Raw genomic sequence first — 24,801 nt, forward strand, 5'->3', positions numbered from 1 at the left:
TATGAGTCAGAATGTTTATCAATTTATTGACGTGCAGCGCGTGGACCCAAGGAAAAAGCCTATCTCCACACGCAAACAGCAGTTTGTCGAGATTTACGAACCATTTTCGCAAAACCAAGTCGACTCTCAGGCCGATCGCTGCTTGGATTGCGGCAACCCCTATTGTGAGTGGCAGTGCCCGGTTCATAATTACATCCCGCAGTGGCTAAAGCTGATCCGCACTGGGCGTATACTCGAGGCAGCAGAGCTGTCTCACCGTACCAATAGCCTGCCAGAGGTGTGTGGGCGGGTATGCCCGCAAGACCGTCTTTGTGAAGGCGCTTGTACGCTTAATGAAGATTTCGGCGCGGTGACTATAGGGAATATAGAAAAATACATCACCGATACCGCGTTTGCCATGGGCTGGAAGCCTGATATGAAGCACGTGGTGTGGACCGATAAAAAAGTCGCCATTATAGGTGCGGGCCCCGCTGGATTGGGGTGTGCTGATGTGTTGGTACGCAACGGTGTCAAGCCGGTGGTATTTGACCGTCACCCGGAAATCGGGGGGTTGCTAACCTTTGGCATTCCTTCTTTCAAGCTCGAAAAAGAAGTAATGCAGCGTCGTCGTGAAATCTTCACCGAGATGGGAGTGGAGTTTCAACTGAATACCGAAATAGGCAAAGATATTGAATTGCAAAGTATTATTGATCAATACGATGCAGTCTTTTTAGGTGTTGGCACATACCAAAGCATGCGTGGCAATTTAGCCAATGAGGATGCCCAAGGCGTCTACGATGCATTACCATTTTTGATTGGCAATACGAATCGCGTTATGGGCTATGACGAAAGCCAAACGCCTTTTGTTGATATGCAAGGCAAGCGCGTTGTTGTGCTCGGCGGGGGAGACACCGCGATGGATTGTGTGCGTACCTCGGTGCGTCAACAGGCAAACCATGTGATCTGTGCCTATCGTCGCGATGAAGAAAATATGCCGGGCTCAAAGCGCGAGGTGAAAAACGCCAAAGAAGAAGGCGTAGAATTCATGTTCAACGTTCAGCCTAAAGGTATTGAGGTGAATGAACAAGGCGTCGTCACTGGTGTGAAAATGATAAAAACCCAACTTACAGAGGCGGATGAAAATGGTCGTCGTCGCGCCGAAGAAGTTGCAGGCTCTGAACATGTCGTGGCCGCTGATGCCGTGATCATGGCTTTTGGCTTCAAGCCCCACAAGATGGAGTGGTTATCGCCGTTTGGTGTCGAAATCAATAGTTGGGGTGGGATCACTGCGCCTGAGCAAGGTGAATATACTCACCAAACGACTAATCCTAAGATTTTCGCTGGCGGTGACGCGGTACGAGGCTCAGATCTGGTAGTCACTGCGATCTTTGAAGGTCGAAACGCCGCCGAGGGCATCATGGATTACCTCGAGGTATAAAGTTCTTTTCTGGGAAAATCAAAGCGGGCCCTTGTTGGCCCGTTTTTTTATAGCCAACAGTGACTGAAAGAGGATAAGCTAAAAACCGCTCAACCGGTTTTTCATCCGTAAGTGAAAATGATGACAGGGAGGTAAGGAGCTATGGAATATGTGTTAGCGGTGACTCTGTTTGCCATTTCGGCTTCCGTCACCCCAGGACCCAACAATATTTTAGTGATGACTTCTGGCGTTAACTTTGGCGTTAAGCGTAGTCTGCCGCTACTGACAGGCATTTGCGTGGGCTTTGCTGTTATGTTGTTGCTTGTCGGCCTAGGGTTTTCTTTTGTGTTTAGCAGATACCCAAGCCTGCACTTTGTCATAAAGTGTTTAGGTGTTCTTTATTTACTCTATCTTGCGTTCGTTATTGCTTGTTCATCCGCTGCCATTGAGAGGAAGGAGCAGCATCGACCTTTGTCATTTATCAATGGCGCGTTATTTCAATGGGTTAATGGTAAAGCTTGGGTTGTTGCTAGCGGTGCTATTGCTGCTTTTACGAGTGTTGGAGGGGAGTTTAGTGGCGACAATATTGTTATCGTCCTGACTTTCTTATTGGTGTCATTTCCCTGCGTGGGCGTGTGGCTAATGTTCGGTTCAATGCTTAAAAATCTACTCAACACCGCAAACAGACGTCGCTGGTTTAACCTGGCAATGGCACTGTTACTGGTGTTATCGGTGATACCTGTGCTTAAGGAAATAGTAACAGCACTTTAGTGCACAGCCTCAATCCATAAGACCGTACACTGGCTAATATCGAGTTGTTGGTGCTTTGAGCGCTCATATAGAGTTAATCGGGTGTAATTCCTCACCCGTGTGCGGCAATCAACTCTTTGGCGTTTGCTAGCGTTGCTTTACTAATGTTATCGCCCGCCAGTAACCGCGCAATTTCATCGACCCGTCCTTGCTTATTCAACGGCTGCATCTGTGTATAGGTCTCATCATTGGCCACTTCTTTGGCGACAAAAAACTGATTCATAGCACTGGAAGCCACCTGCGGTAAATGGGTCACACAGATCACTTGTGTTGACTCACCCAAACGACGTAATAACTTACCTACCGCAGCGGCTGTCGGGCCAGAAATACCCACATCCACTTCATCAAAAATAAGAGTAGGCGTGGTAACCCGTTGGGCGATAATTACTTGAATCGCTAAACTGATGCGCGATAACTCGCCTCCTGATGCTACTTTGCTAAGCGCCTGTAAGGGCTGGCCTGGGTTGGTACTAACCATAAACTCTATGCGGTCTTGGCCTTGCTTACTGGGGGCTCGTTCGTTGTCGTAATCAAGCTCAATGGCAAAGCGGCCATTTTCCATCGATAATTCATGCATGCTGGCGCCAATTAACTCGCCCAGTTGCTCAGCCGCGTGTTTACGGCTGTCTGAAAGCGCTAAGCTGTGCTGCTGATAAGCAGCCAGTGCCGAGGCTATTTCTTCATCTAATTGGGCTAAACGTTGGTCATCAACGCAAATAGCTTCTAACTCAGCCTTAATATGCTGATGGTGCTCTACTAAGGCCTCGGGTTCAACCATGTGCTTTCTTGCCAGAGTTACTGCGGTGCCAAGACGCTCATCTAGATACTGTAAGCGCTGTGGATCCAGCTCGGCGCCATCGCAATAAGCGCGTAACTCGCGGCTTGCCTCTTCCACTTGCACACACGCATCGTTGAGCATATTCGCTACGCCCTCAAGAGCGTTATCAATGTTGGCCAGTTCGGCAATAGCCGCGGCGCTTTGTTGCAATGCACCGTTAATGGTTTGTTCTTCGCCCTCATACAAGGCATAAAGCTGTTGTTGTGAGCCTTCTAGTAACTGCTGCGAGTGACTGAGTTTGTGATGCTCAGCTTCAATGTCAGCGTATTCTCCTTCATTTAGGGAAAACTCATCAAGCTCAGCAACTTGATATTCAAGCAGTTGCTTCTGTGCTTGCTGTTGGGCGTGCTTAGCTTCTAGCTGCTGGCGTTCGCGATGGAGATTGGTATAGGTATGATATGCGCTAGCCACTTGCTCAAGTAGTGCTCCGTGGCCTGCGTATTCGTCTAGCAAATGCAGTTGCTGATCGTTTTTTAACAACAGTTGATGAGCATGTTGGCCGTGGATGGAGAGTAAATATTGGCCCAACTCCTTTAGCTGTCCAGCGGTGACGGCAATACCATTAACGTAACTTTTACTACGGCCATTTTTAGCAACCACGCGACGCAGCAAACATTCGTCATCATCGCCCTCTAACATATGCTCTTGCAAATACTGTTGTGCTTTAGGCAGCTGGCTAATATCAAACCGCGCGCTAATATCGGCTTGCTTTGCCCCTGGGCGCACTGCACCAGCGTCAGCACGTTCACCTAAACACAGCGACAGCGCATCAATAGCAATGGATTTACCGGCCCCTGTTTCACCAGTTATGGCGGTCATGCCACTGCGCCATTGGGTTTCCAATTCGCTTACAATAGCAAAATTAGTAATTTTTAATCCACACAGCATACTGTTCATCCATCCAGTTATGTATAACTGTTAATCTATACAGTGTTTGTGGTTTTTGCAAATTAAATTTTAAACAGCTTCGTGTTGTGCTGATGAGTGCTCTTGCTGCTCATCGACGTCGTCCTCAGTCTCATCAGACTCGTCTTTAAGCTGCTCGTGGTCACTGAGATCGCTGGAGGTAAGCTGCGTCAGCAGGGTAGGAAGGATGTCATGGTAAAACGCAGCATTAAACTCGATACCGCGTGTGGGTAATTCACTAATAAAGTATTGGATTCGCTCTGCTAGGGTATCTATGTCGTTACGCACATAAGACTTAGCTAACTCGCTGTCCAACGTCTGCAGCACACGTTCACTGATGTATTCTAAATACGTTAGGTTATCCTCATTGTGTCCTTGAACAACGAAGAAGTTGCTGCAGATAGCATTAAGTTGCGGCACATGTTTGGGACGTAGAATGCGAGCTTCTTCATACTCATGCAGATGGCTTTGAAAGCGTTGTTGAACTTGCTTGACCCGAGCGTTAAACATACGTCGTTGAGCCTCTCGCGCTTTCTCACGGTTGCGTTCAATGACCATGTACACACCAAGTAGGGTAATAAGTAAAATAAGTGTCAATATGACGACGAAAACCATGAGGATACGAGTGGGAACCGAAAACAACGAATGCCCTATTCTTATGTAAATAAGGCCTAATTGCAATAAAAACTGAACGCTAAGTTAACGCCGGCTAATACAGACGTGAACCCCAGTTTAGCTTTTGCCTCAATACGTTATAGTACGAATAGTCAGTTGGATGGACCAGCCGCAAAGGCTTTTCAGCCTTTTTAATAACGACCTCATCACCAGGGAGCAGGGCCAGTACCACGTGACTATCACAACTCACCTGCAGGCTATCGGTATTACTAGGACTGAGTTGCAAACGCACCACACTGTCACCATCAACGACGAGTGGGCGGCTGGAGAGGGTGTGTGGGAACATAGGCACGAGCGACATGGCATTTAAACCTGGCGTGAGTATGGGCCCGCCACCAGAAAGTGAATAGGCTGTAGACCCCGTGGGCGTGGACACTATCAGGCCATCTGATTTTTGCGAAAAGACAAAATCATCGTTGATAAAACACTCAAATTCAATCATATGAGCCACTTTATCGGCGTGCAGTACCGCCTCATTCATGGCTGAGTTGGCACTTTTTAGCTCAGCATGACGAAACACTTCGACTTCCAATAAAAAGCGCTTTTCTTCGATATACTGACCGCTGAGAACCTGCTCTAAAGAGGCTTCAAAGCTATCGGGGTTTAAATCGGTTAAAAAGCCTAAGTTACCTCGGTTGACGCCGATCACCCCAACATCAAAGCGGGCAAGCACCCGAGCGGCACCGAGCATGTTACCATCACCGCCGACAACAATCGCCAAATCGGCCCGTTCACCCAACTCCACTAAGTCCACCAAAGTGGCTTCTTTCGCGTCTTCAAGTTGGCCGCCATAGTGGCGCTCGACCAAAACCTTGTAGCCTAGTGCTTGCAAAAAGGTATAGAGGCGTTGTAATGTCAGCGCCGCGCCTTCATGATTGGCTTTACCAATTAAGCCTATGGTTTTAAAAGATGCGCTCATAAATGTGCCAAGACCGAACTAACTCCTTATAGAGTAACGCAAAAGTCAGGGTGTTGAAACTGAGGCAAAGAGCCTAAATTATAACTATATGAAATTATCACCACGTGACGAGCAGATTTTCTCTGCTGTAATGAGCTTGTATTGCGACGGCGAAGGTAACCCTGTCGCCTCGACGCGTATTGCCAAACAAAAAGGCATGGCGGTGTGCAGTGCCACCGTGCGCAATGCCATGTCTCGACTTGAAAAGCTCGGTTTACTGTACTCACCTCATACCTCTGCGGGGCGTATTCCTACCGAGCAGGGGTTTGCGTTTTGGTTTGACAGTTATTTCGACCTTGACCAACTCGGTTTGTATTGGCAGCCCCCGCAGGACAAACTGATTGAGTTTGCCCATCACCTCGCGCGGCGCTTTAAAGTGTGCGTTTGTGTCGGTCTACCACAGGTAACGACGCAAGTTGTATTTCGAGTTGAAGTACTTGATTTTGACCGCAAACATTGGCTGGTGCTGCTGCTTGACCGGCACGGGCAAAGTCATAATATTCTTATTACCAAGCCCGTCGAAGCCAATGACGATATTCGCTATCAGTTTGCAACTTGGCTGAATTCGGTGTTTGCTCAGCAAAACCTGCTCGAGGGGATCCACCGCATGAAAGCAATGAGTCGCACTGCACCGCATTATTGTCATGGTTCGCTAGCTCAGTGGACGCGAGAGCTGGGTAATAAATTGGGAACTGATAACAGCATCGTGGTAGGCGAGAATAATCTCTACGCTCACAGCCAGCACGACCAAGAATATGCTATTGGAGTACGCTTTTTACACGCGGTTGAAGATAAGCTGGCCTTTCGCAATGGTGTGTCGGTGCTACTAGGTAACAGTGTGCCGATGCCAGGATTTGATGACTTCTTAATATTGAGTTTGGCTTACTTTGCGAATCACGAATACCAAAGCCGGTTTTGTGTGATTGCCCCGAAATCAGCAGAGATCGAAGCAATTATTCAAGAATTTGCGCAAATCGAAGAAGTGGACCTTGAAACCACTTAAACCATCCCCATAATGAAACGCAGTTAAGCAGTTTTTGGAGAACAGATAAATGTCCGAGCAAACAAAGGCGAAAGAAAACGAACAGGACAACCCGCAAGAAGCGGTGGAACAAGAGCAGGCGAGTGAGCAACAAGCTCAAGGCGATGATAACAGCGCAGAAGCTGAAATCGCTGCGCTTCACGCAGAATTAGAAGCTGCGAAGCAAACTATAGAAGATCAAAAAGATAGCGTTGTTCGCGCTGCTGCCGAAGTGGAAAACATTCGCCGTCGTGCAGCTCAAGATGTCGACAAGGCGCACAAGTTTGCACTGGAAAAGTTTGCCGGTGATCTGCTTCCTGTGCTCGATAACCTTGAACGTGCCATTGAGTTCGCTGATAAAGACAACGAGGCTATTAAGCCTATGCTCGAAGGCGTTGAAATGACAGCGAAAAGCTTTGTCGAAGCGCTTGGCAAATTTAACGTTGAAGTGGTTGAGCCACAAGGCGAAACATTCAACCCTGATTTACATCAGGCAATGAGTATGCAACCCAGTGAAGACGTAGCACCTAATACTGTGCTTGCAGTGATGCAAAAGGGCTACACACTCAACGGTCGCCTATTGCGCCCGGCTATGGTGATGGTGTCAAAGGCACCGTAATAGCCTTTAGATAATGCTTTAAATGCCCGCTTAGCGGGCATTTTTTTTGTGATGCCAAAATTGGGTAAGCAGAATAAGCACTAAGGCACTGAACATCATACTTGAAAATGGCACCGCATTTTCAGGGTGGATCAGGGCGAGAATAGGCCCTACAAGCGCGCCGCTACCAAAACGCAAGGTACCAATCACGGCGGTTGCCGTGCCGGAGTTGCGTTCAAATTCCATTAAAATAAGGGCATCGGCATTGCTGGCAATGATACCCAAGCTCATCATTAATGGCGCAATACTAAAGACGATAAAGTACAGTGATTGCTGCATTAGGCTCACTGTAAGTAAGGTGCCGCCGGCAATAAAAGCCAGAGTTAAGCCGATAAACAACATGCGCCGAGAACCCACTTTTGGCACCACACGGGTATTGACGAAGTTGCCTATCATCAACGCTATTACGTTAAAGGCAAATAACACCCCAAATAATTGCTCTGACACTTCAAAGTAATCTAAATAGATAAACGGCACCGAGGTCAAAAAGCAAAAGAAAGCGAATGACGCCAACATTGAGGAGAGTATATCTGCCCGGGCTTTAGGTTCGCTCAGTACTACCGAGTAGCTTTCAAAAAACAGCCTCAAGCCACGCTTTTCGCTGCGATAAATGGGAATGTCGATCAGGTGCATTTGCACCCACACAAGAATAAATACGGCATAGCCCGCCAACGTTAAGAAAATCACTTGCCACTGCGCAAGGCCGAGGATCAGCGAGCCAATACTCGGGGCAATGAGCGGCGCAATCATCATAATCATCGACACATAGCTCATGCCTTTAGCGGTATTTTGCTGATAGATATGACGAATAATGCCAGGCACCACAACGGTAGCAGCAGCCCCGGTAAAGGCTTGCGCAGCACGTAATGCCCAAAAAAGATGGATGTCTTGGCAAAATGCCAACGCCATTGAGCACAGCGCAAATAGTCCAAGGCCAATGCGGGCAAGGCGACGACGGCCCATTTGATCGGCTATGGGGCCAAAAAACAGCATACCTAACGCATAACCACCTAAGTACACACTCAGTGAAATTTGTACTTGTGGCATGGTCGCGCCTAAATCAGCGGCAATTTGCACCATCGCTGGCAGATACATATCCACCGCAAGCGGGGTAATAGCAACAATACTGGCTAACAGCGGCAGTAATAAACGCCGGCTAGGCGTTCTTATATCGTCTGTGGACATAGAATTCAGTCTTCAATTTGATAGTGTGGAGAAACCAAGGCTGGCTTGATACTTTTAACGTATTGGGGTTCAGCGCAGACGGATAAAACACCTTGGTTTGTTCACTATATCACCCGCTGCCAGTAGGTAACAGCCAAATGTTATTAAGATAATGTTAATTATACAGTTTTATACTTTTGCGTAGAGCTAGGCGAGCCCCATCACACTTTGCTATGCTAACCTCATTCGGTAAATAGGGAACAAATCATGAAACATGCTTTAATCGCGCTGGCGCTTGTCGCCGCGCTTGGTGGATGCAAAACATCGCCCACAGGGCGCACCCAAGTGGCTTTATATTCAGACAGTGAGATGAGCCAACTCGGCGGTGCTAGCTTTGAACAAATGAAAAAAGAACAGAAGATCAACAAAGATCCGGCCACCAATGCCTATGTGCAGTGTGTGGCTGATGCGGTGATCACCGTTCTACCGCAGCAATACGCGCAACAAGAGTGGGAAGTGGTGGTGTTTGATGAACCCTCGGCGAATGCCTTCGCACTACCAGGTGGCTACATTGGTGTGCACACCGGGCTATTGGATGTCGCGCAGAATCAAGATCAACTCGCGACGGTGTTGGGTCATGAGGTGGGGCACGTGATTGCTGAGCACTCAAACGAACGCGTTTCGCAGAGCCAACTGCTGCAAACAGGTATGCAGTTAGGCGCCGTGGCACTGGATATGAGCGAGGTGAGCTATCGCAATGAGATTATGCAGGCCTTGGGTCTGGGAGCCCAATTTGGTGTGGTGTTGCCTTTTAGTCGTACTCATGAAAGCGAAGCCGATGAAATCGGTCTTGAGTTGATGGCTAAAGCGGGCTTTGAGCCCCAACAGTCAGTGGCATTGTGGCAGAATATGGCCAAGCAAGGGGGTGCTCGTCAGCCAGAGTTTTTATCAACCCACCCGGCGCCATCAAGTCGCATTACGCAGTTGCAAAAGCAAATGACCAATGCACAAAGCTTGTATAACAGTGCTCAAAAACAAGGCAAGCGCCCGCAATGCCGTTAGTCGCTTAAATGCTCAGCGCCTATAAAAAACTTAAGCAAAGGCCGCCAGTATTTATCCCACTGTTACTGGCGCTTGTGCTTATCATTGATAGTTTGATTAGCGCGCCGGTATTTGCCATACAGTGGCACAGCCCCATGCTGATGTATCGTATCGGTGTGGTGTTTAGCTCGGTTAAGTTAGTACTGGCTGGTGGTTTGAGCGCCTATTTGTGGTGGGCGATAGAAAAGCGCAGCTACAGGCCTTTGGCTACTATCGCCGCGCAAGCAGTCATGCTAATGAGTGCCTTACATGGCATTTTACTGCTTGTGGGTATGCAGAGTGTGATCGATAAATCAAAGCACTATGAGCAAATTGGCCCTTATATCTTGGCGCAACAGCACAATGATAACGAGCCCGGCTACATGCAGGCGCTCTATGTATATTGCCCTAAAGCACTGGGTTTTTACCGCTTAACAGAGGTTCAGCGCCAGCCTGGGCTTCCTGCGATGCTGTTAGTCCAGCGAGATAAACAATGGTTTGTGCAAGGCACTGACCATGCATTGCCATCACCAGGAGAAATCTGTGGCCAATAATTACTTAGTGACACTATTGATAGCCATGGCGAGTTATAGCGGCTTTAGCGATGCCAAGGACAGTGATAGCGCTTTACATCTAGACCCTAGTTTGCCAACAAGCTTAGCGTTGGCCTTTGCCAACGATAATAATATTGAGCCGGATATTAGTGCTTTTAAAGTATTAAATGTGGTGCCTATGAGTAGTCGCTCCGGGCGTCGTGTGGCGATGCTGACCATTGAAAACACCGAAAGCGGCCAACGCAGTTTGAATCATCAGCAGGTCATGGGGCTTTTTGCAGATGGTATGCGGCGCTCACCAGAGGCTTTTAAGCAATTATTTACGGGACGACAACGTTTGTCTATTACCGTTGATTTTGCGCAGTATGACCACCCACTGCTTCAGGTGTATACACGTAATGAATAGCCAATGGGGCAGGGGACTCTGGAACAAAGAGGTAAGCGAGCGCTCACCTCTACAATAAATCAGCGCTAAGCGCGGCTGATAAACTTGCTCTCAGCGGTGTTAATTTTAATCTTATCGCCGCTGGAAATGTGTTCAGGCACTTGTACTACCAGCCCTGTACTCAAGGTTGCCGGTTTTGTGCGTGCACTGGCCGATGCCCCTTTAATGGATGGTGAGGTGTCTTCAATCACTAATTCAACGCTAGTTGGTAGGTCGATAGACACAGGGCGTCCTTCAACTAATACTACCTGTAAGCCTTTAGTCGACTCGTCAATAAACAGTAGCTGTTCAGCAATGCTGTCTTTGTTGAGATGATAGGGGGTGTAGTCCTCTTCATCCATAAACACATGCTCATCACCGTCAACATACGAAAACATCGCAGCACGACGCTGTAAATCGGCAAAATTAAGCATGTCTTCGGCTTTGAACGTTTCATCCACCTTGGTGCCATCAACCACGTCATACATACGCATACGGTAAAGGCTTCCACCGGCGCGGCCTTGAGGCACAGAGCGCTCAATGTCGCGTACAATCATCACCCGACCTTGATACTCAATCGCCGCGTGTTTTTTTATCTCACTTGCCTTGGGCATTATTATTATTCCTCGATTATCTAAGAGCTGTAAGTTACCTGATCAAAAGGTCCAAGCCAAGTGAATTTGCGGAACCGACTCAGAGGTATTGGTGCCCAGTTTATTGTGCCAATATTGCCATTCGATACCTAGCATCAAGGTGCGCTCTTTGGCGTTAAGCGCGTGGCCCAAATCCCACTGCAGGATCGGTTGTGCTAGTACCCAGTTTTGTACTTTTTCGCCAAACTCGTTAGTGCGTCCATCGATGTACTCAACGTGGCCGGTAAAGTAGAACTTTTGCTCACCGAGGCTAAAAGGTGCGCCCCAGGCAATATCCAGCATCCAACTGTCGCTTTCGGTTGGCGCGCCACCGGCACTAACGCCATCGCTATCATCAATATAAGCCGTGACTAAGGTAGAGAAAAAGTCAAAACCATCCACCTGCCAGTCGAGTTTCACCCCGGGTAGGTACTTCAATACTTTGGCATCGCCTGCGGCATTAAAGCCCATTACAAAACCGACATCCTTGAGAGGGCCGGCACTGATATTTTCGCCAGAGATTTTTGATAGGCTGAAATTGGAGTACCACTCACCGTAGAAATCACTGTCTTGGTAGCCATCATCAAGGTCATCATGAATAACATCGATAAAAAAGAAGTTATCGCCGTAATCGTAAGCCGACGCGTGTTGCAAAGAGACGACGCTGGTATCTGCTTTTTGGCCCGAGAAAGGATTTTTAAAGTCGCCATAATTCACGTGCAGTTGAGTCTGACTCCAATTGGCCGCGACCGCTGGCATGGTCGCCAAGCTACAGCCTGTCAATGCACAGGCGACAAGGTTACGTGTATTGATTTTCATAACAAGATGTTTCTAAAAGGAAAGTCAACGCAATTATAGCAGATGATGGCGAACAACCACCATCTGCATGGCGTTGATTTAACCGCGATGGCGCCGCAGTATGATGGTAATAATTGCCGTAACAGCCAAGATAAAGCAGTAATAAGCCGAGGTTGATACCTGCCATGGACTAATGCTAAATGTTGCCCCTAGTAACAGGGCTTGGGCGCCGTAAGGCAATGAGCCTTGTAGTACACAGGCGAAAATATCCAGTAAGCTGGCCGAACGCTTTGCTGCAATGTCGCCATCGTCTGCGAGCTTCTTAGCCACCGGGCCTGCGACAATAATGGAGACCGTGTTATTGGCAATACACAAATTCGATGTCATCACCAGCAGCGCAATACCAATTTGGTCAGCCACCTTGCGATTGAAACGGGCAATGATTTTGGTCAACGCTTGAATTTTATTGGCAAGGTAATCCAGCCCGCCACCTCGGCGAATAAACTCCGACAGGCCACCGATGAACATGGATAACAAGAAAATCTCTTGCATGTCACTGAAACCCTGATAAACGTCTTTTACAAAGGCACCGCCTTGGTAGTCCCCTGTAAAGCCCATTATTGCTGCGAAGATTATGCCGCTAAAGAGTACTACAAAGACATTCAGTCCCATCACCGCAAGCACAAGAATAAAGAAATACGGCAACACTAAGAGCCAGTCAAACTCCGCTACTTCTACCTGTTGTGGCGGCGGTGTGAGCATAACTAATAATGTAATAGTTAAAATGGCGGCAGGCAGGGCGATTTTTAAATTCTCACGGAATTTGTCTTTCATCTCGCAGCCTTGGGTGCGTGTAGCCGCAATGGTGGTATCAGAAATGATCGATAAGTTATCACCAAACATGGCGCCGGAGACGATGGTGCCCGCCATAAGTGCAGGGTCGATGCCTGTTTTCGCCGAAACGGCAAGAGCGATTGGGCCGATGGCGCCAATGGTGCCCATAGACGTGCCCATGGCCGTCGATACTATCGCGGCTATTAGGAACAGCCCAGGTAATAGCATACTTGCAGGAATAAAAGACAGGCCGGCATTGACCACAGCATCAACGCCGCCGGTGGCTCCAGCAACAGCGGAAAATGCGCCAGCCAATAGATAAATCAAACACATGGTGATGATGTTGCTATGCCCGGCACCACGAATAAAGGTTTCCACCGAGGCATTAATACTTTGTTTTGTTATCAAAAAGGCGATAACGATGGCGGGTAGAATCGCGACTGGGGCAGGGAGTTGGTAAAACGCGTAATCGACACCTTGCGATTGCAAATACAATCCAGTGCCCAAAAATAGCGCGACAAAAATAAGCAATGGAAGCAACGACAGTTTTGCCGTTGTTGCGTTGTAAGTAGGCTGCATGAATACCTCAAAAAATGATCGCCAACAGCCAAAAGTTCTTCTTTTAGCTGTATTTCTTTCGCATGATTTGTCCATCAAACCCTGCGTGCGCCCGCAAGCCAAAGACCAAATCGGCGCGTAATTTTGGGCAGTTTATACGTATGGACGGCTAAAGTCTACGGCGTTCATTGTGGTTGTTGTTATTTTACTCAGTAGTAACACAAAAAATTAACATTATCGAGCGCTTAGCCATAATTAGCGGGCTTACCCTAGGCCTAAAATGAAATCGCACACGACATGGCCACAGGATGTTGTTTTGAATCTTTCTCACTCGCGCACCCTGTGCATCTGCGTTAGCATAGAAGCTATCAGTATTTCATTGATTGAAGGAAAATATATGTCTGCTCGTGTAGGGGTACTCGGTGCCAATGGCCGAATGGGGCAAGTGTTATTAGCTGCAACCAATAATGATGGTGACACGCAGCTCGCAGGCGCTTATGTACGCGCGCATTCGCAACTGCTCGGTGTCAACGTCAACAATGTAGTTAAAGACCTAAGCGAACACGCTGAGGGCTTAGCTTTTAGCGCCTTCGATGAGCAAAGTCAGTGTGACGTGCTGATTGATTTCACCCTTCCTGCTGGCATGCTGGCCCACCTTGATATCGCCGTTGCTAAAGGCACGCCGATGGTGATTGGTACCACCGGGCTTGATGAGCAACAAATGCAGCGTTTGTATGATGCCAGTGAGCATATCCCCATTGTTTTTGCCCGTAACTTTAGCGTCGGTATTAATTTATTACTTAATTTAGTGCAAACGGCAGCGCAGAAAATTGGTGATGACGCCGACATAGAGGTTTTCGAGGCTCACCACCGCCATAAGATTGATGCACCATCAGGGACTGCATTAGCCCTTGGTGAAGCCATTGCCGAAGCCAAACAATGGCAACATGATGACGTCGCTGTGTATGACCGCTCACAAAGTGAACAGGCCAAATCTCAAAAGGAAATTGGCTATTCGGTGCTACGAGGTGGTGATATAGTTGGTGAACATACGGCTTACTTTGCATTAATGGGTGAAAGGCTTGAATTAACACACAAAGCAAGCTCAAGAATGACGTTCGCGCAAGGAGCAGTGAGGGCTGCGAAGTGGGTGCAAAATAAGCAACCTGGCTTTTATACTATGCAAGATGTGCTCGAACTATAGAACTTTAAGGGTGTTTTTACGAGTTTCGGGAGTTTTTCATTGAATAGGTGCTGTTTTTTATATTTACAAACTTTTAATTAGATCTTTCTCCGACTCTCGTGTAGAATATCGTCAATTTGCCAAAATTTCATAATGCGTATAACCAAGCGCTGCAAACGGGTAGTAAATCGGTCATTTTTACTCCCGTTTTTTACTGTTAGGAGGTTAACTTGACTAAATCCGCTCTGTTAGTCCTAGAAGACGGCACAGTGTTTCGCGGTACTGCGATCGGCGCTGACGGCATGTCAGTGGGTGAAGTAGTATTCAACACGTCGATGACTGGTTACCAAGAAATCTTGACTGATCCGTCATATGCCGAACAAATCGTTACCCTGACTTACCCGCATATCGGGAACACGGGTACTAACAGCGAAGACGAAGAAGCGGCACGTATCTGGGCCAAAGGCCTAGTTATCCGCGATTTGCCACTGCTAGCGAGTAATTTCCGCAACCAACAATCGCTCGACGATTACCTAAAAGAACGTAACATTCTAGGCATCGCCGATATCGATACCCGTAAGTTGACTCGTATCCTTCGCGATAAAGGGGCGCAAAACGGGTGTATCATCGCGGGCGATGAGGTTGATGAGAATAAAGCCCTGGAAGCGGCGCAAGCCTTCCCTGGGTTGAAAGGCATGGATTTAGCCAAAGAAGTCTGTACCAGCGAGCCATTCGAGTGGCGCGAAACGAGCTGGACACTGGGTGAGGGCTTTAAAACCCTAAGCGCTGAGGACGAAAAGTTTCATGTGGTTGCCTACGACTTTGGCGTAAAGCGCAACATTCTCAGGATGTTGGTGGATAGAGGCTGTAAGCTCACGGTGGTGCCGGCACAAACCTCGGCCGAAGAGGTGTTAAAGCTTAATCCCGATGGCATTTTCCTCTCTAACGGCCCCGGCGATCCAGAACCTTGTACTTACGCCATTGACGCCATTAAAACCTTCCTTGATAAAAACATCCCTATTTTCGGCATTTGCCTTGGTCACCAATTATTAGCACTGGCTTCAGGTGCAAGCACTGCAAAAATGAAATTTGGCCACCACGGTGGTAACCACCCGGTAAAAGACCTTGACCGTGGGGTAGTGATGATCACAGCGCAAAACCATGGCTTCGCGGCGGATGAAGCAAGCTTGCCAGAGAACCTGAGAGCGACACATAAATCGTTGTTTGATGGCACCTTACAAGGTATCCACCGCACCGATAAGCCTGCGTTTAGTTTCCAAGGCCACCCAGAAGCTAGCCCAGGCCCCCATGACGCAGCCCCGTTGTTCGATCACTTTATCGAACTGATGCAAGCGCAATCTAACTAATTTAAGACCGGAGTAATAATGCCAAAACGTACTGACATAAAAAGCATTCTTATCTTAGGCGCAGGCCCGATCGTTATCGGTCAAGCTTGCGAATTTGACTACTCGGGTGCTCAAGCCTGTAAAGCGCTTAAAGAGGAGGGTTACCGGGTAATCCTTGTTAACTCTAACCCTGCTACGATTATGACCGACCCAGAAATGGCCGATGCCACCTACATCGAGCCTATTCACTGGGAAGTAGTAGAGAAAATCATCGCCAAAGAGAAGCCCGATGCGGTGCTGCCAACCATGGGCGGACAAACCGCATTGAACTGTGCACTCGAGCTGGATAAGCACGGCGTGCTTGCTAAGTATGACGTTGAGCTTATCGGTGCCACGGCGGATGCCATTGATAAAGCGGAAAACCGCGAACGCTTTGACGCCGCGATGAAAAATATTGGCCTTGAGTGTCCGCGTGCGGAAATTGCGCGCTCTATGGATGAAGCCCACGATGTGCTTTCGCGCATTGGCTTTCCATGTATTATTCGCCCGTCATTTACTATGGGCGGCACCGGCGGCGGTGTGGCTTACAACATGGAAGAGTTCGACGAAATCTGTACCCGAGGTCTTGACCTATCGCCGACCAATGAGCTGTTGATTGACGAAAGCTTACTGGGCTGGAAAGAGTACGAAATGGAAGTCGTGCGGGACAAAAATGATAACTGCATCATTGTCTGCTCAATTGAAAACTTCGACCCTATGGGCGTACACACCGGTGACTCAATCACTGTAGCGCCGGCACAAACACTGACCGACAAAGAATACCAAATCATGCGTAACGCCTCGATGGCGGTACTGCGTGAAATCGGCGTAGAAACCGGTGGCTCTAACGTACAATTTGGCGTTAATCCAGATAACGGCCGCGTGGTCATTATTGAAATGAACCCTCGAGTGTCACGCTCATCGGCATTGGCTTCAAAAGCGACCGGTTTCCCGATTGCAAAAATCGCTGCCAAACTGGCTGTGGGTTATACCCTGGACGAGCTGCAAAATGATATCACCGGTGGCAAAACACCGGCGTCATTCGAGCCGTCTATTGACTACGTTGTTACGAAAATTCCACGCTTTAACTTTGAAAAGTTTGCCGGCTCTAATGACCGCCTAACCACACAGATGAAGTCGGTGGGTGAGGTAATGGCTATTGGTCGTAATCAGCAAGAGTCACTGCACAAGGCACTACGTGGATTAGAAGTAGGCGCGACTGGCTTTAACCCGGTATTGCCTATTGGTGAAAAAGGCGCGATTGAGAAAATCACTCGCGAGCTACGTGAGCCGGGCGCTGAGCGTATCTGGTATATCGCCGATGCGATGCGCCATGGTATGAGTGTGGAAGATGTATTTAATTTAACCAAGATTGACCGCTGGTATCTGGTGCAAATTGAAGACATCATCAAAGACGAAGAAAAAGTCAAAGAAGGCGGCCTAGCTGGCCTTACTGGCGACTTCTTACGCGCTTTAAAACGTAAAGGCTTTGCCGATGCGCGTATTGCTGAGCTTGCCGGTGTGTCGGAAAAAGAAATCCGTAAAAAGCGTCAGCAGCTGAATATTCTGCCCGTATACAAGCGCGTGGATACCTGTGCAGCTGAGTTTAGCTCAGACACCGCCTACATGTACTCAAGCTATGATGAAGAGTGTGAAGCGGCGCCTTCAGACAAAGATAAAATCATGGTTATTGGTGGCGGTCCAAACCGTATTGGTCAAGGTATCGAATTCGACTACTGCTGTGTGCACGCAGCACTGGCGATGCGTGAAGACGGTTATGAGACCATCATGGTGAACTGTAACCCTGAGACAGTGTCAACAGACTACGATACCTCAGATCGCCTATACTTCGAGCCAATCACCCTTGAAGATGTTCTGGAAATTGCCCGTGTTGAAAAGCCAAAAGGCGTTATCGTGCAATACGGTGGACAAACGCCATTGAAACTGGCGCGCGCTCTAGAAGCGAACGGTGTGCCAATCATTGGTACTTCACCGGATGCCATTGACCGTGCAGAAGACCGTGAGCGTTTCCAGCAAATGGTTGAGCGTTTGAACCTGCTGCAACCTGAAAATGCCACCGTCACGTCGCAAGAAGAGGCGATTGCCAAATCAAAAGAAATTGGCTTCCCGCTGGTGGTTCGCCCCTCTTATGTACTGGGTGGCCGAGCGATGGAAATCGTTTATGATGAAGACGACCTACGTCGCTACATGAATGAAGCGGTATCGGTGTCTAATGAAGCCCCAGTGCTTTTGGACCATTTCCTTGATGATGCCATTGAGGTTGACGTAGACGCAGTGTGTGATGGTGAAACCGTTATTATCGGCGGTATTATGGAGCACATCGAGCAAGCAGGGGTACACTCTGGTGACTCGGCATGTTCTCTACCTGCCCATACCCTGAGCCAAGACATTCAAGATGTTATGCGTGAGCAAGTGCGCAACATGGCGCTCGAGCTGGGCGTAATTGGTCTTATGAATACTCAGTTCGCGGTTAAAGATGGTGAAGTTTACCTGATTGAAGTGAACCCTCGCGCAGCGCGTACGATTCCGTTTGTATCAAAGGCGACGGGAGTGCCACTAGCTAAGGTAGCGGCGCGTTGTATGGCTGGTCAAAGCCTAGCGAGTCAAGGCATCAGCAAAGAAACCATTCCACCTTATTACAGTGTTAAAGAGGTGGTGTTACCCTTTGCTAAATTCCAAGGTGTTGACCCAATTCGTGGCCCAGAGATGCGTTCTACCGGTGAAGTGATGGGCGTTGGTGATACTTTCGCCGAAGCCTTTGCAAAAGCGCAGCTTGGAGCAGGTAATGCTTTACCACGCGGTGGTCGCGCGTTACTATCAGTACGTAATGGTGACAAAGCGCGAGCTATCGAGCTTGCTAAAACCATGACTGAACTAGGCTTTGAACTAGACGCAACCTCAGGGACAGCGCAAGCGCTTGAAGATGCGGGCATCGCAGTTCGCCGTGTAAACAAGGTATTTGAGGGCCGTCCTCATATCCTTGACCGCATTAAAAACGGCGAGTACAGCTACATCGTAAACACCACCGAAGGTCGCCAAGCGATTGAGGATTCCAAAGTGTTACGTCGTGGCGCCTTGATGCACAAGACAAACTACACCACCACCTTGAATGCTGCGTTTGCCAACTGTACGGCTAACTCAGCAGACGATCGTGGCCACGTAGCGTCAGTTCAAGAGTTACACCAACGAGTAAACTAAGCGCTTGGCCGCAGTGTTGCTGCGGCCTACCGTAAGTGGGAAAACTATGCAAAAAATTCCAATGACCGCACGCGGTGCAGAGCTATTGCGTGAAGAGTTAAACGAATTAAAGACAGTAACGCGTCCAAAGATCATCGCTGATATCGCCGAAGCGCGTGAACACGGAGATTTGAAAGAGAACGCTGAGTATCACGCTGCCCGTGAGCAACAGGGGTTCTGTGAAGGTCGTATTCAAGAAATTGAAGCGAAACTGTCGAATGCGCAAATTATCGACGTCACTAAAATGCCGAACAACGGCAAAGTGATTTTCGGCACCACGGTCACCATATTAAATGTGGATACCGACGAAGAAGTACGTTATCGCATTGTTGGTGACGACGAAGCGGATATCAAAAATAACCTGATTTCGGTTAATTCACCCATTGCTCGCGGTCTTGTCGGCAAACAGCTCGACGACTGCGTGAACATTGAAACACCTAATGGTGCGGTGGAATACGAAATTATTGAAGTTGAATACCTCTAAACGAGCGTATTTATTCTAAAAAGCCCGCGCCTTGACGCGGGTTTTTTTATGGCAGTGATGCTCTTACGCAGGGAAACCGTGTACTGCGCATCATAGCCTGCGCAAATGACTCAACAAGGAAGCTCCCATGCGTTATCCTGCACCGTTAAAACCCGGTGATACTATCGCCGTTCCCGCGATCTCCTCGGGTGTCGATGCGCCTTTTTGGCCACGTTTGGATTATGTACTGGAGGGCCTTAAGCAACGCGGCTTTCAAGTACGAGAGGGCGACTCGCTACGAAAACAAGGGTTAGTGAGCGCCTCTCCTGAAGCGCGCGCCAACGAGCTGATGACACTGCTATTGGATGAGACGGTGGCTGCAATTATGCCGCCTTGGGGTGGGGATTTCGCTTTAGATTTATTGCCCCACTTGGATTTTGATGCCTTAGCCAATGCCGCACCTAAGTGGTTAACAGGGTTTTCCGATATCAGCACCATGAGCGCCGTATTAAGCTATCGCTGCCAGTGGGCAACCATGCACTGCGCTAATTTAATGCAATTAGGCATCAATGACTGCAGTGCTCAGGTTGAGCAAGTATTTACTGCGCTGAACTTGAGCTTAGGCCAGCAATTGCAACAACGCAGTAGCCAATATTATCAGGCGACACACCCCAACTACCGTACGCATCCCAAAGCCGTTTTTAAGGGAGATACGCCAACTCACACGCGCGGGTTATCAGGGTCGCACTCTGCGCAGTTTGCTGGACGTTTAATCGGTGGCTGCGCCGATACATTGTTTCCGCTGTTATGCAGCTCACTTTTAGATCTAAAGCAGTGGCGAGCACATCACAATCAAGGTGTGATTTTGTATTTGGAAAATGCCGAGCTGAGCCCGACACAATTTGCTCGAGGCTTATTGGCGATGCGCGCCACTGGAAGCTTAGAGAATCTCAGTGGCATTATTCTCGGGCGCTCGTTGTGCCTAGGGCAGGGAGATTTTAGCTACTATGATGCCCTTGATTACGCCCTTCAAGGGGTGACGTGCCCGGTTGTTCTCGATGCTGATATTGGTCATGTTGCGCCCAACTGGGTAATGATTAATGGTGCCGATACTGAATGTGAATTTAAACAGGGTGAACTTAGCCTGGTGCAGCACTATCGCTAACAGCGCGATATACAAAGGCTGATATATAATTTTTTAAGGAGTTAATAAATGCAAAAGGACAAAGCGATGGCGCAGTGGTGTTTAGAAGAGCAACGCCGTCAACAACAACACTTAGCCACGTTTAATCATTTGCGGCCAACATGGAAAAGCTGGGTGGCGCGTTTGCTTAGCAATTTGCTGGTGGTACTGATATTACAAGCCATGTACCCAGAGGTGCTGAGCGAACCAGTACTCTATGTGCTGGTGATTTTGATATTCGCTCAGGGCTTTGACATGCACAATCAACACAAGCGCATTAATAAACGTATCGATGCGCTGTATTCACTGTTGTCGCACAAGGACTAAGCTTTATATCGGTAATTTTATGTTGTACTAATACAATGGAAATAGGCCGGCTGCTCAGTTTATGATTATGTACAGTGACCGTGTATCACTATGATTAACAGCCACTTACACAGAAGATCTTACAGTCTCAGTTTCGTGGCATTTACGGGTGGGGGTTACGCTGCCATATGGGGCGCACAAATGCTTAGCGACGAAGGAGCGCAAGCCAAGCGCTTTTACGCCCATTTTTTAAGGCGCTTGTTAGGTGCACCAATGTTGATTATTTTAACGACGCATTTATTGATGAAAGTATGCCTGGCAAATATGTTTGGTCAATGCCAAATTCATATCAAACAAGAACCCTATGCGGCTTGTGCAAATACGTGCCCAGTTACCGCAATATGACCTTTACCCTCTCCCGCTAATTTGACAGTAAACTAGTCTTCAAGAGGAAAGAGTGTTGCGACCCCTTTAAGCTTTTGAGTAAGTACGGTTAAAGAGCTTTGAAATGATTGCAACGCATATAAATCTAATTAGGCTGATACTTCCGCTATAAATCCATTCACTCGCATATTAACGGCAGCCTGCGCCATGCCATCAGAGGGAAACTCTGAGTTTAGCTTTATGCTAATATGTTCATTTCACTGCTGCCAATTAATATCATGCGCACCTAACGCTTGGTCAATGGGTAAAAATAGTTTGGCAGTTTTATCACTTTTAATCTCTGTTAGTTCTTATCAGAGCGCGGATTTGGATTATATGTAGCTGAATAAATAACAGACACTATTTTCCATCCATCTATGGTTTTGATCAGATCCCACGTTTCATCACCCCAGTTCATTTTGTAATCCCCGATATGAAAACTGTACTTAAAGTATACCGAAGCAATTTCACCATCTGATTTTATAGTTAGATCCCAATACTTCTCTTCAATATTCTCTTCGGATGAAGCAACCCAGCCAATAAAGCCAAGGTGAGTCGCATATATAATCCCGTCGTTACTTGGTAGGTTTCCTTTTCTCTTTTCAGGGTTTACCCCAAGCCACGGTACGTTATTGCTATAAAACAGGTCAGTAAAAGACTGCTCATCTTTATTTTTGATAGCCAACATAAACTCATCAACAACCTCAACTATCTGCTTATGACTATGGTTATGGCTCTCGCTTGCATATAGAAAAGAGTGAAAACACACTAATAATAAAATTAATAATCTTTGGACTTTCATACAACTCCCTTTGTTAAAATTAACTTTCCAATAACGGGCGCAGGCATGTGGGGCATAATGGCGAAGCCGCCCCGCATGTATGCGTCCCAGCGAACGTAATGAGTGTGTTGATTGGGTTGTTATATGCGCTGCTTTAAGAGCCATTATTACGATCTATCCTTGTTGCTATTGGCCAACCATACACTACAAAAAATAAAAACCAACCAGATACAAGCCATGTATGTGCTTGTGGAAATACATTTGAAATAATCCCAGCAACAAGACCAGAAGACAAAATAACAGTTATGTATCTATTAGCTGAAGTATGTTGAGACCGTAATTCCTTAAAATAGGGGTCGAGAAAAACTAATAAAATTGCTACTAAATATAGCGGAACAGCCCACTCTATAAGTGATTTAAAAAGAGCTGCTGTAGGTAAAACAAGGACAGCACCACAATACATCCATTTTCTGCTATTAAATACTTCCATTTTTCAAGCTACCACAAGCATATAACGCCGCCATATGGGGCGCACAAATGCTTGGCTAAAATTAGCGAAGAATGAGCGCAAGCCAAGCGTTTTGCATCCAATTGCCATAATGGCCTTGTTATATGCACTTATACACTTTGGTGCGGCATTCTTCAAACGGCGGTAACATTACGTCTGCCATCCATTCTTTATTGATAAGCTCTAATTGACTGTGCATCATACTTTTGAACGCTTCATAACCCTTTAACTCTTCATGAAGCGTTACAACACGACCAGACAGCAAACCTATATCGAGACAAATTAAATCCTCAGTAACCATGTCTCGTTTGTAAGCTTCAACATAGGTAACATCTCCCCATTCAAAAAGGAGCTTTTCTGACAAGTAGACACCAGAAGAAGTTGAATTCAACTTTCTATATTTGATGTCATCTTTTAACAGTGATAGCTGAGAAGTTAAATATTTCAGAATACTCATTTGTGCACATAACAAATTATTAGTGAGGCCTTGCAAGGTACACAACCTTGTAAGGTAGGAGGTGAACTATGTATAGATACACTAATAAAACTTAAAAAAATAGTTAAATCATACACTAATCGAAATAGTCACAATTCACAACAGGAAGGCTTAGTTCTTGCCGGAGGTACTCCAAAACTTAGAAGGGTGATTAAAACCGCAGACTTCGGCAGTGAAAATATATAATGCATAAGTGGGTGCGAGAGCGAATACCTTTCACGATGCAATAGTTGAACCGAATACTTTAATGCCGTGGCGGGTTATTAACTTCCTAAAGGTTGGGTTGGTTGTTTTATCATCAACTGTGGTAGCATTGAGATAGTCAACTAAGGTCAAGGGAATGATATGTTTTCAATACGCTTTTTAACGATAGTCATATTTTTATCGTGCATTAACACCTATGCGTCAACTAAAAGCTCACAAGATCAGATTCAGCTCAATCACCCAAACTTCAAAGCTCCTTTAAAGTTTAATGTTGCCTTGCCGTCCGGTTATAGCAAAAACAAAGAGAAGTCTTACATATTAATGTTTGATTTCCACCCCAATGCAGATACATACCTCAGAGGTATGCATGATTGGCTCAGTCATAATAGTGAATGGCCGTGGTTACAAACAATTATTGTAACTCCAGCTCTAGGAAATAGAGCTGGGATGCTTTTTGATCCATCAGGAGAAACGACACCATTATTAGACTTTTTTGAAACCCAGCTTCTTCCTGAAATAGATAAGAGATATAGAACCAATGGTTTTAAAATAATGAGTGGGTTTAGAGTTAACGGAACAATTACTCTATCGGCTCTAATAAACAAACCCGATATGTTCGATGCGTATATAGCCATAAGCCCAGAAATTAAAGATGACTACGCAAAAATACTGTCTACGACACAACCAAAGTTAGCGAAAATAAAAGATGATCCTAAGTTCCTATTATTCAGTCACGGCACGACCATAAAGGAGGAGCATCAAGTAGAGTCTTATTACCAGCTAAAAGAAGTATTAGAATCACATGCTCCCAAATCACTGGATTGGCATTACAAGCATTTCGATGAAAATTATTTTATGTCTCTTCCACTCCTGTCTGTAATAGTTGCAGTAGAAAAGATGTTCAATGATATTAATAATGGTCTAGCTCCTGAGTCTGATATATCTCAGCAAGGTATTGCTTCTATAGTTCAGCATTATGATTATTTATCGAAACAAAAGTATGGGTTTGACGTCTCTCCAAAAAAGTCGATTAACAATTTAGGTTTTTACTTGCTGGAAAGAGCTCCAGAGGAAGGGCTCAAGATTTTTGCAGAAATGGTCAAACGCTATCCATTGGATGCATATAGTCACCACAATTTAGCTAAAGCTTATGCTAAAATGGGCGACTATGATACCGCCGTTAAGTATCAAAAAGATGCAGTCAAAATAGCAGACACTATGCTCACATGGCATAAAAAAAGGCATCGTAGGTTTTTAGAAAAGTTTATAGCTGAAGCTAATAACTGAATCTCAATTAATTGAGAA

At 46.9% G+C, this 24,801-nt stretch carries 25 protein-coding genes; 15 read left to right on the forward strand and 10 right to left on the reverse strand.

Features of this window, described 5'->3' with window-relative positions:
* Nucleotide 1 precedes the first annotated feature (1 nt).
* Nucleotides 2-1,417: an FAD-dependent oxidoreductase gene (locus W04_RS15475; RefSeq protein ID WP_053911512.1), complete on the forward strand. Its 1,416-nt coding sequence runs from the start codon at nucleotides 2-4 to the stop codon at nucleotides 1,415-1,417.
* Nucleotides 1,418-1,558: 141 nt separating this feature from the next.
* The gene (locus tag W04_RS15480) at nucleotides 1,559-2,167 is read left to right on the forward strand and encodes a LysE family translocator (protein WP_053911513.1); all 609 of its coding nucleotides are present in this window, start codon (nucleotides 1,559-1,561) and stop codon (nucleotides 2,165-2,167) included.
* A 91-nt stretch (nucleotides 2,168-2,258) separates the two neighbouring features.
* On the opposite strand, the gene recN is transcribed toward W04_RS15480, so the two are convergent.
* The 3 genes from recN to nadK form a co-directional block, all read right to left on the reverse strand.
* Nucleotides 2,259-3,932, reverse strand: a complete 1,674-nt coding sequence (recN, locus tag W04_RS15485) for a DNA repair protein RecN (RefSeq protein WP_053911551.1) — start codon at nucleotides 3,930-3,932, stop codon at nucleotides 2,259-2,261.
* A 69-nt stretch (nucleotides 3,933-4,001) separates the two neighbouring features.
* Entirely contained in the window at nucleotides 4,002-4,508 is a 507-nt protein-coding gene (locus W04_RS15490) for a hypothetical protein (RefSeq protein WP_082342260.1), read from the reverse strand.
* Nucleotides 4,509-4,659: 151 nt separating this feature from the next.
* Nucleotides 4,660-5,544 (reverse strand): NAD(+) kinase, encoded by an 885-nt coding sequence (gene nadK / locus W04_RS15495; RefSeq protein WP_022946172.1) that lies wholly within the window; start codon nucleotides 5,542-5,544, stop codon nucleotides 4,660-4,662.
* An 88-nt stretch (nucleotides 5,545-5,632) separates the two neighbouring features.
* On the opposite strand from nadK, the gene W04_RS15500 reads away from it, so the two are divergent.
* Both W04_RS15500 and grpE read left to right on the forward strand, forming a co-directional pair.
* The gene (locus W04_RS15500) at nucleotides 5,633-6,586 is read left to right on the forward strand and encodes an HrcA family transcriptional regulator (RefSeq protein WP_053911515.1); all 954 of its coding nucleotides are present in this window, start codon (nucleotides 5,633-5,635) and stop codon (nucleotides 6,584-6,586) included.
* 49 nt (nucleotides 6,587-6,635) lie between these two features.
* Nucleotides 6,636-7,223, forward strand: a complete 588-nt coding sequence (gene grpE, locus W04_RS15505; RefSeq protein ID WP_053911516.1) for a nucleotide exchange factor GrpE — start codon at nucleotides 6,636-6,638, stop codon at nucleotides 7,221-7,223.
* 30 nt (nucleotides 7,224-7,253) lie between these two features.
* On the opposite strand, the gene W04_RS15510 is transcribed toward grpE, so the two are convergent.
* Nucleotides 7,254-8,447, reverse strand: coding sequence for a multidrug effflux MFS transporter (locus W04_RS15510; RefSeq protein WP_053911517.1), 1,194 nt, complete (start codon nucleotides 8,445-8,447; stop codon nucleotides 7,254-7,256).
* Nucleotides 8,448-8,693: 246 nt separating this feature from the next.
* Between W04_RS15510 and W04_RS15515 the strand changes: the two genes are divergently transcribed.
* Genes W04_RS15515 through W04_RS15525 form a run of 3 tightly spaced genes read left to right on the forward strand, consistent with a single transcriptional unit; the run spans nucleotide 8,694 to nucleotide 10,466 of the window.
* Nucleotides 8,694-9,488 carry a M48 family metallopeptidase gene (locus W04_RS15515; protein ID WP_053911518.1) on the forward strand — a complete coding sequence of 265 codons (795 nt, stop codon included), beginning with the start codon at nucleotides 8,694-8,696 and terminating at the stop codon, nucleotides 9,486-9,488.
* 8 nt (nucleotides 9,489-9,496) lie between these two features.
* The gene (locus W04_RS15520; protein ID WP_053911519.1) at nucleotides 9,497-10,060 is read left to right on the forward strand and encodes a hypothetical protein; all 564 of its coding nucleotides are present in this window, start codon (nucleotides 9,497-9,499) and stop codon (nucleotides 10,058-10,060) included.
* Entirely contained in the window at nucleotides 10,050-10,466 is a 417-nt protein-coding gene (locus tag W04_RS15525) for a hypothetical protein (protein ID WP_053911520.1), read from the forward strand. The genes W04_RS15520 and W04_RS15525 overlap by 11 nt, the downstream gene beginning before the upstream one ends.
* 65 nt (nucleotides 10,467-10,531) lie before the next feature.
* Here the strand turns inward: W04_RS15525 and yeiP are convergent, their stop codons facing one another.
* The 3 genes from yeiP to W04_RS15540 form a co-directional block, all read right to left on the reverse strand.
* Nucleotides 10,532-11,098, reverse strand: coding sequence for an elongation factor P-like protein YeiP (gene yeiP / locus W04_RS15530; RefSeq protein ID WP_045980321.1), 567 nt, complete (start codon nucleotides 11,096-11,098; stop codon nucleotides 10,532-10,534).
* Between the two features lie 42 nt (nucleotides 11,099-11,140).
* Nucleotides 11,141-11,935 carry a nucleoside-binding protein gene (locus W04_RS15535; protein ID WP_053911521.1) on the reverse strand — a complete coding sequence of 265 codons (795 nt, stop codon included), beginning with the start codon at nucleotides 11,933-11,935 and terminating at the stop codon, nucleotides 11,141-11,143.
* 78 nt (nucleotides 11,936-12,013) lie between these two features.
* Nucleotides 12,014-13,327 carry a Na+/H+ antiporter NhaC family protein gene (locus W04_RS15540; protein WP_022946181.1) on the reverse strand — a complete coding sequence of 438 codons (1,314 nt, stop codon included), beginning with the start codon at nucleotides 13,325-13,327 and terminating at the stop codon, nucleotides 12,014-12,016.
* Here W04_RS15540 and W04_RS19155 point away from each other — a divergent pair.
* From W04_RS19155 to W04_RS15570, 7 genes are all read left to right on the forward strand, one after another.
* Nucleotides 13,326-13,448: a hypothetical protein gene (locus W04_RS19155; RefSeq protein WP_268838372.1), complete on the forward strand. Its 123-nt coding sequence runs from the start codon at nucleotides 13,326-13,328 to the stop codon at nucleotides 13,446-13,448. The genes W04_RS15540 and W04_RS19155 overlap by 2 nt on opposite strands.
* A gap of 255 nt (nucleotides 13,449-13,703) precedes the next feature.
* Nucleotides 13,704-14,510: a 4-hydroxy-tetrahydrodipicolinate reductase gene (gene dapB / locus W04_RS15545; RefSeq protein ID WP_053911522.1), complete on the forward strand. Its 807-nt coding sequence runs from the start codon at nucleotides 13,704-13,706 to the stop codon at nucleotides 14,508-14,510.
* 209 nt (nucleotides 14,511-14,719) lie between these two features.
* Complete coding sequence (gene carA / locus W04_RS15550; protein ID WP_022946183.1) at nucleotides 14,720-15,856, forward strand: glutamine-hydrolyzing carbamoyl-phosphate synthase small subunit; 1,137 nt, start codon at nucleotides 14,720-14,722, stop codon at nucleotides 15,854-15,856.
* Between the two features lie 18 nt (nucleotides 15,857-15,874).
* On the forward strand, nucleotides 15,875-19,093 hold the full coding sequence (carB, locus tag W04_RS15555) for a carbamoyl-phosphate synthase large subunit (protein WP_022946184.1): 3,219 nt from the start codon (nucleotides 15,875-15,877) through the stop codon (nucleotides 19,091-19,093).
* A gap of 46 nt (nucleotides 19,094-19,139) precedes the next feature.
* Nucleotides 19,140-19,616, forward strand: a complete 477-nt coding sequence (greA, locus tag W04_RS15560) for a transcription elongation factor GreA (protein ID WP_053911523.1) — start codon at nucleotides 19,140-19,142, stop codon at nucleotides 19,614-19,616.
* A gap of 127 nt (nucleotides 19,617-19,743) precedes the next feature.
* Nucleotides 19,744-20,760 carry a S66 peptidase family protein gene (locus W04_RS15565; protein WP_053911524.1) on the forward strand — a complete coding sequence of 339 codons (1,017 nt, stop codon included), beginning with the start codon at nucleotides 19,744-19,746 and terminating at the stop codon, nucleotides 20,758-20,760.
* Between the two features lie 48 nt (nucleotides 20,761-20,808).
* Nucleotides 20,809-21,105 (forward strand): hypothetical protein, encoded by a 297-nt coding sequence (locus W04_RS15570; protein WP_053911525.1) that lies wholly within the window; start codon nucleotides 20,809-20,811, stop codon nucleotides 21,103-21,105.
* A 706-nt stretch (nucleotides 21,106-21,811) separates the two neighbouring features.
* Here the strand turns inward: W04_RS15570 and W04_RS15580 are convergent.
* From W04_RS15580 to W04_RS15585, 3 genes are all read right to left on the reverse strand, one after another.
* The gene (locus W04_RS15580; RefSeq protein WP_157576477.1) at nucleotides 21,812-22,453 is read right to left on the reverse strand and encodes a hypothetical protein; all 642 of its coding nucleotides are present in this window, start codon (nucleotides 22,451-22,453) and stop codon (nucleotides 21,812-21,814) included.
* The gene (locus W04_RS18910; protein ID WP_157576480.1) at nucleotides 22,443-22,778 is read right to left on the reverse strand and encodes a hypothetical protein; all 336 of its coding nucleotides are present in this window, start codon (nucleotides 22,776-22,778) and stop codon (nucleotides 22,443-22,445) included. The genes W04_RS15580 and W04_RS18910 overlap by 11 nt, the downstream gene beginning before the upstream one ends.
* A 118-nt stretch (nucleotides 22,779-22,896) precedes the next feature.
* Nucleotides 22,897-23,253, reverse strand: coding sequence for a hypothetical protein (locus W04_RS15585; RefSeq protein WP_157576483.1), 357 nt, complete (start codon nucleotides 23,251-23,253; stop codon nucleotides 22,897-22,899).
* A 384-nt stretch (nucleotides 23,254-23,637) separates the two neighbouring features.
* On the opposite strand from W04_RS15585, the gene W04_RS15590 reads away from it, so the two are divergent.
* Entirely contained in the window at nucleotides 23,638-24,783 is a 1,146-nt protein-coding gene (locus tag W04_RS15590; RefSeq protein ID WP_053911529.1) for a tetratricopeptide repeat protein, read from the forward strand.
* Nucleotides 24,784-24,801 lie beyond the last annotated feature (18 nt).

The sequence above is a fragment of the Pseudoalteromonas sp. SW0106-04 genome (assembly GCF_001293805.1).
In the GTDB taxonomy this organism is placed as follows: domain Bacteria; phylum Pseudomonadota; class Gammaproteobacteria; order Enterobacterales; family Alteromonadaceae; genus Pseudoalteromonas; species Pseudoalteromonas ruthenica.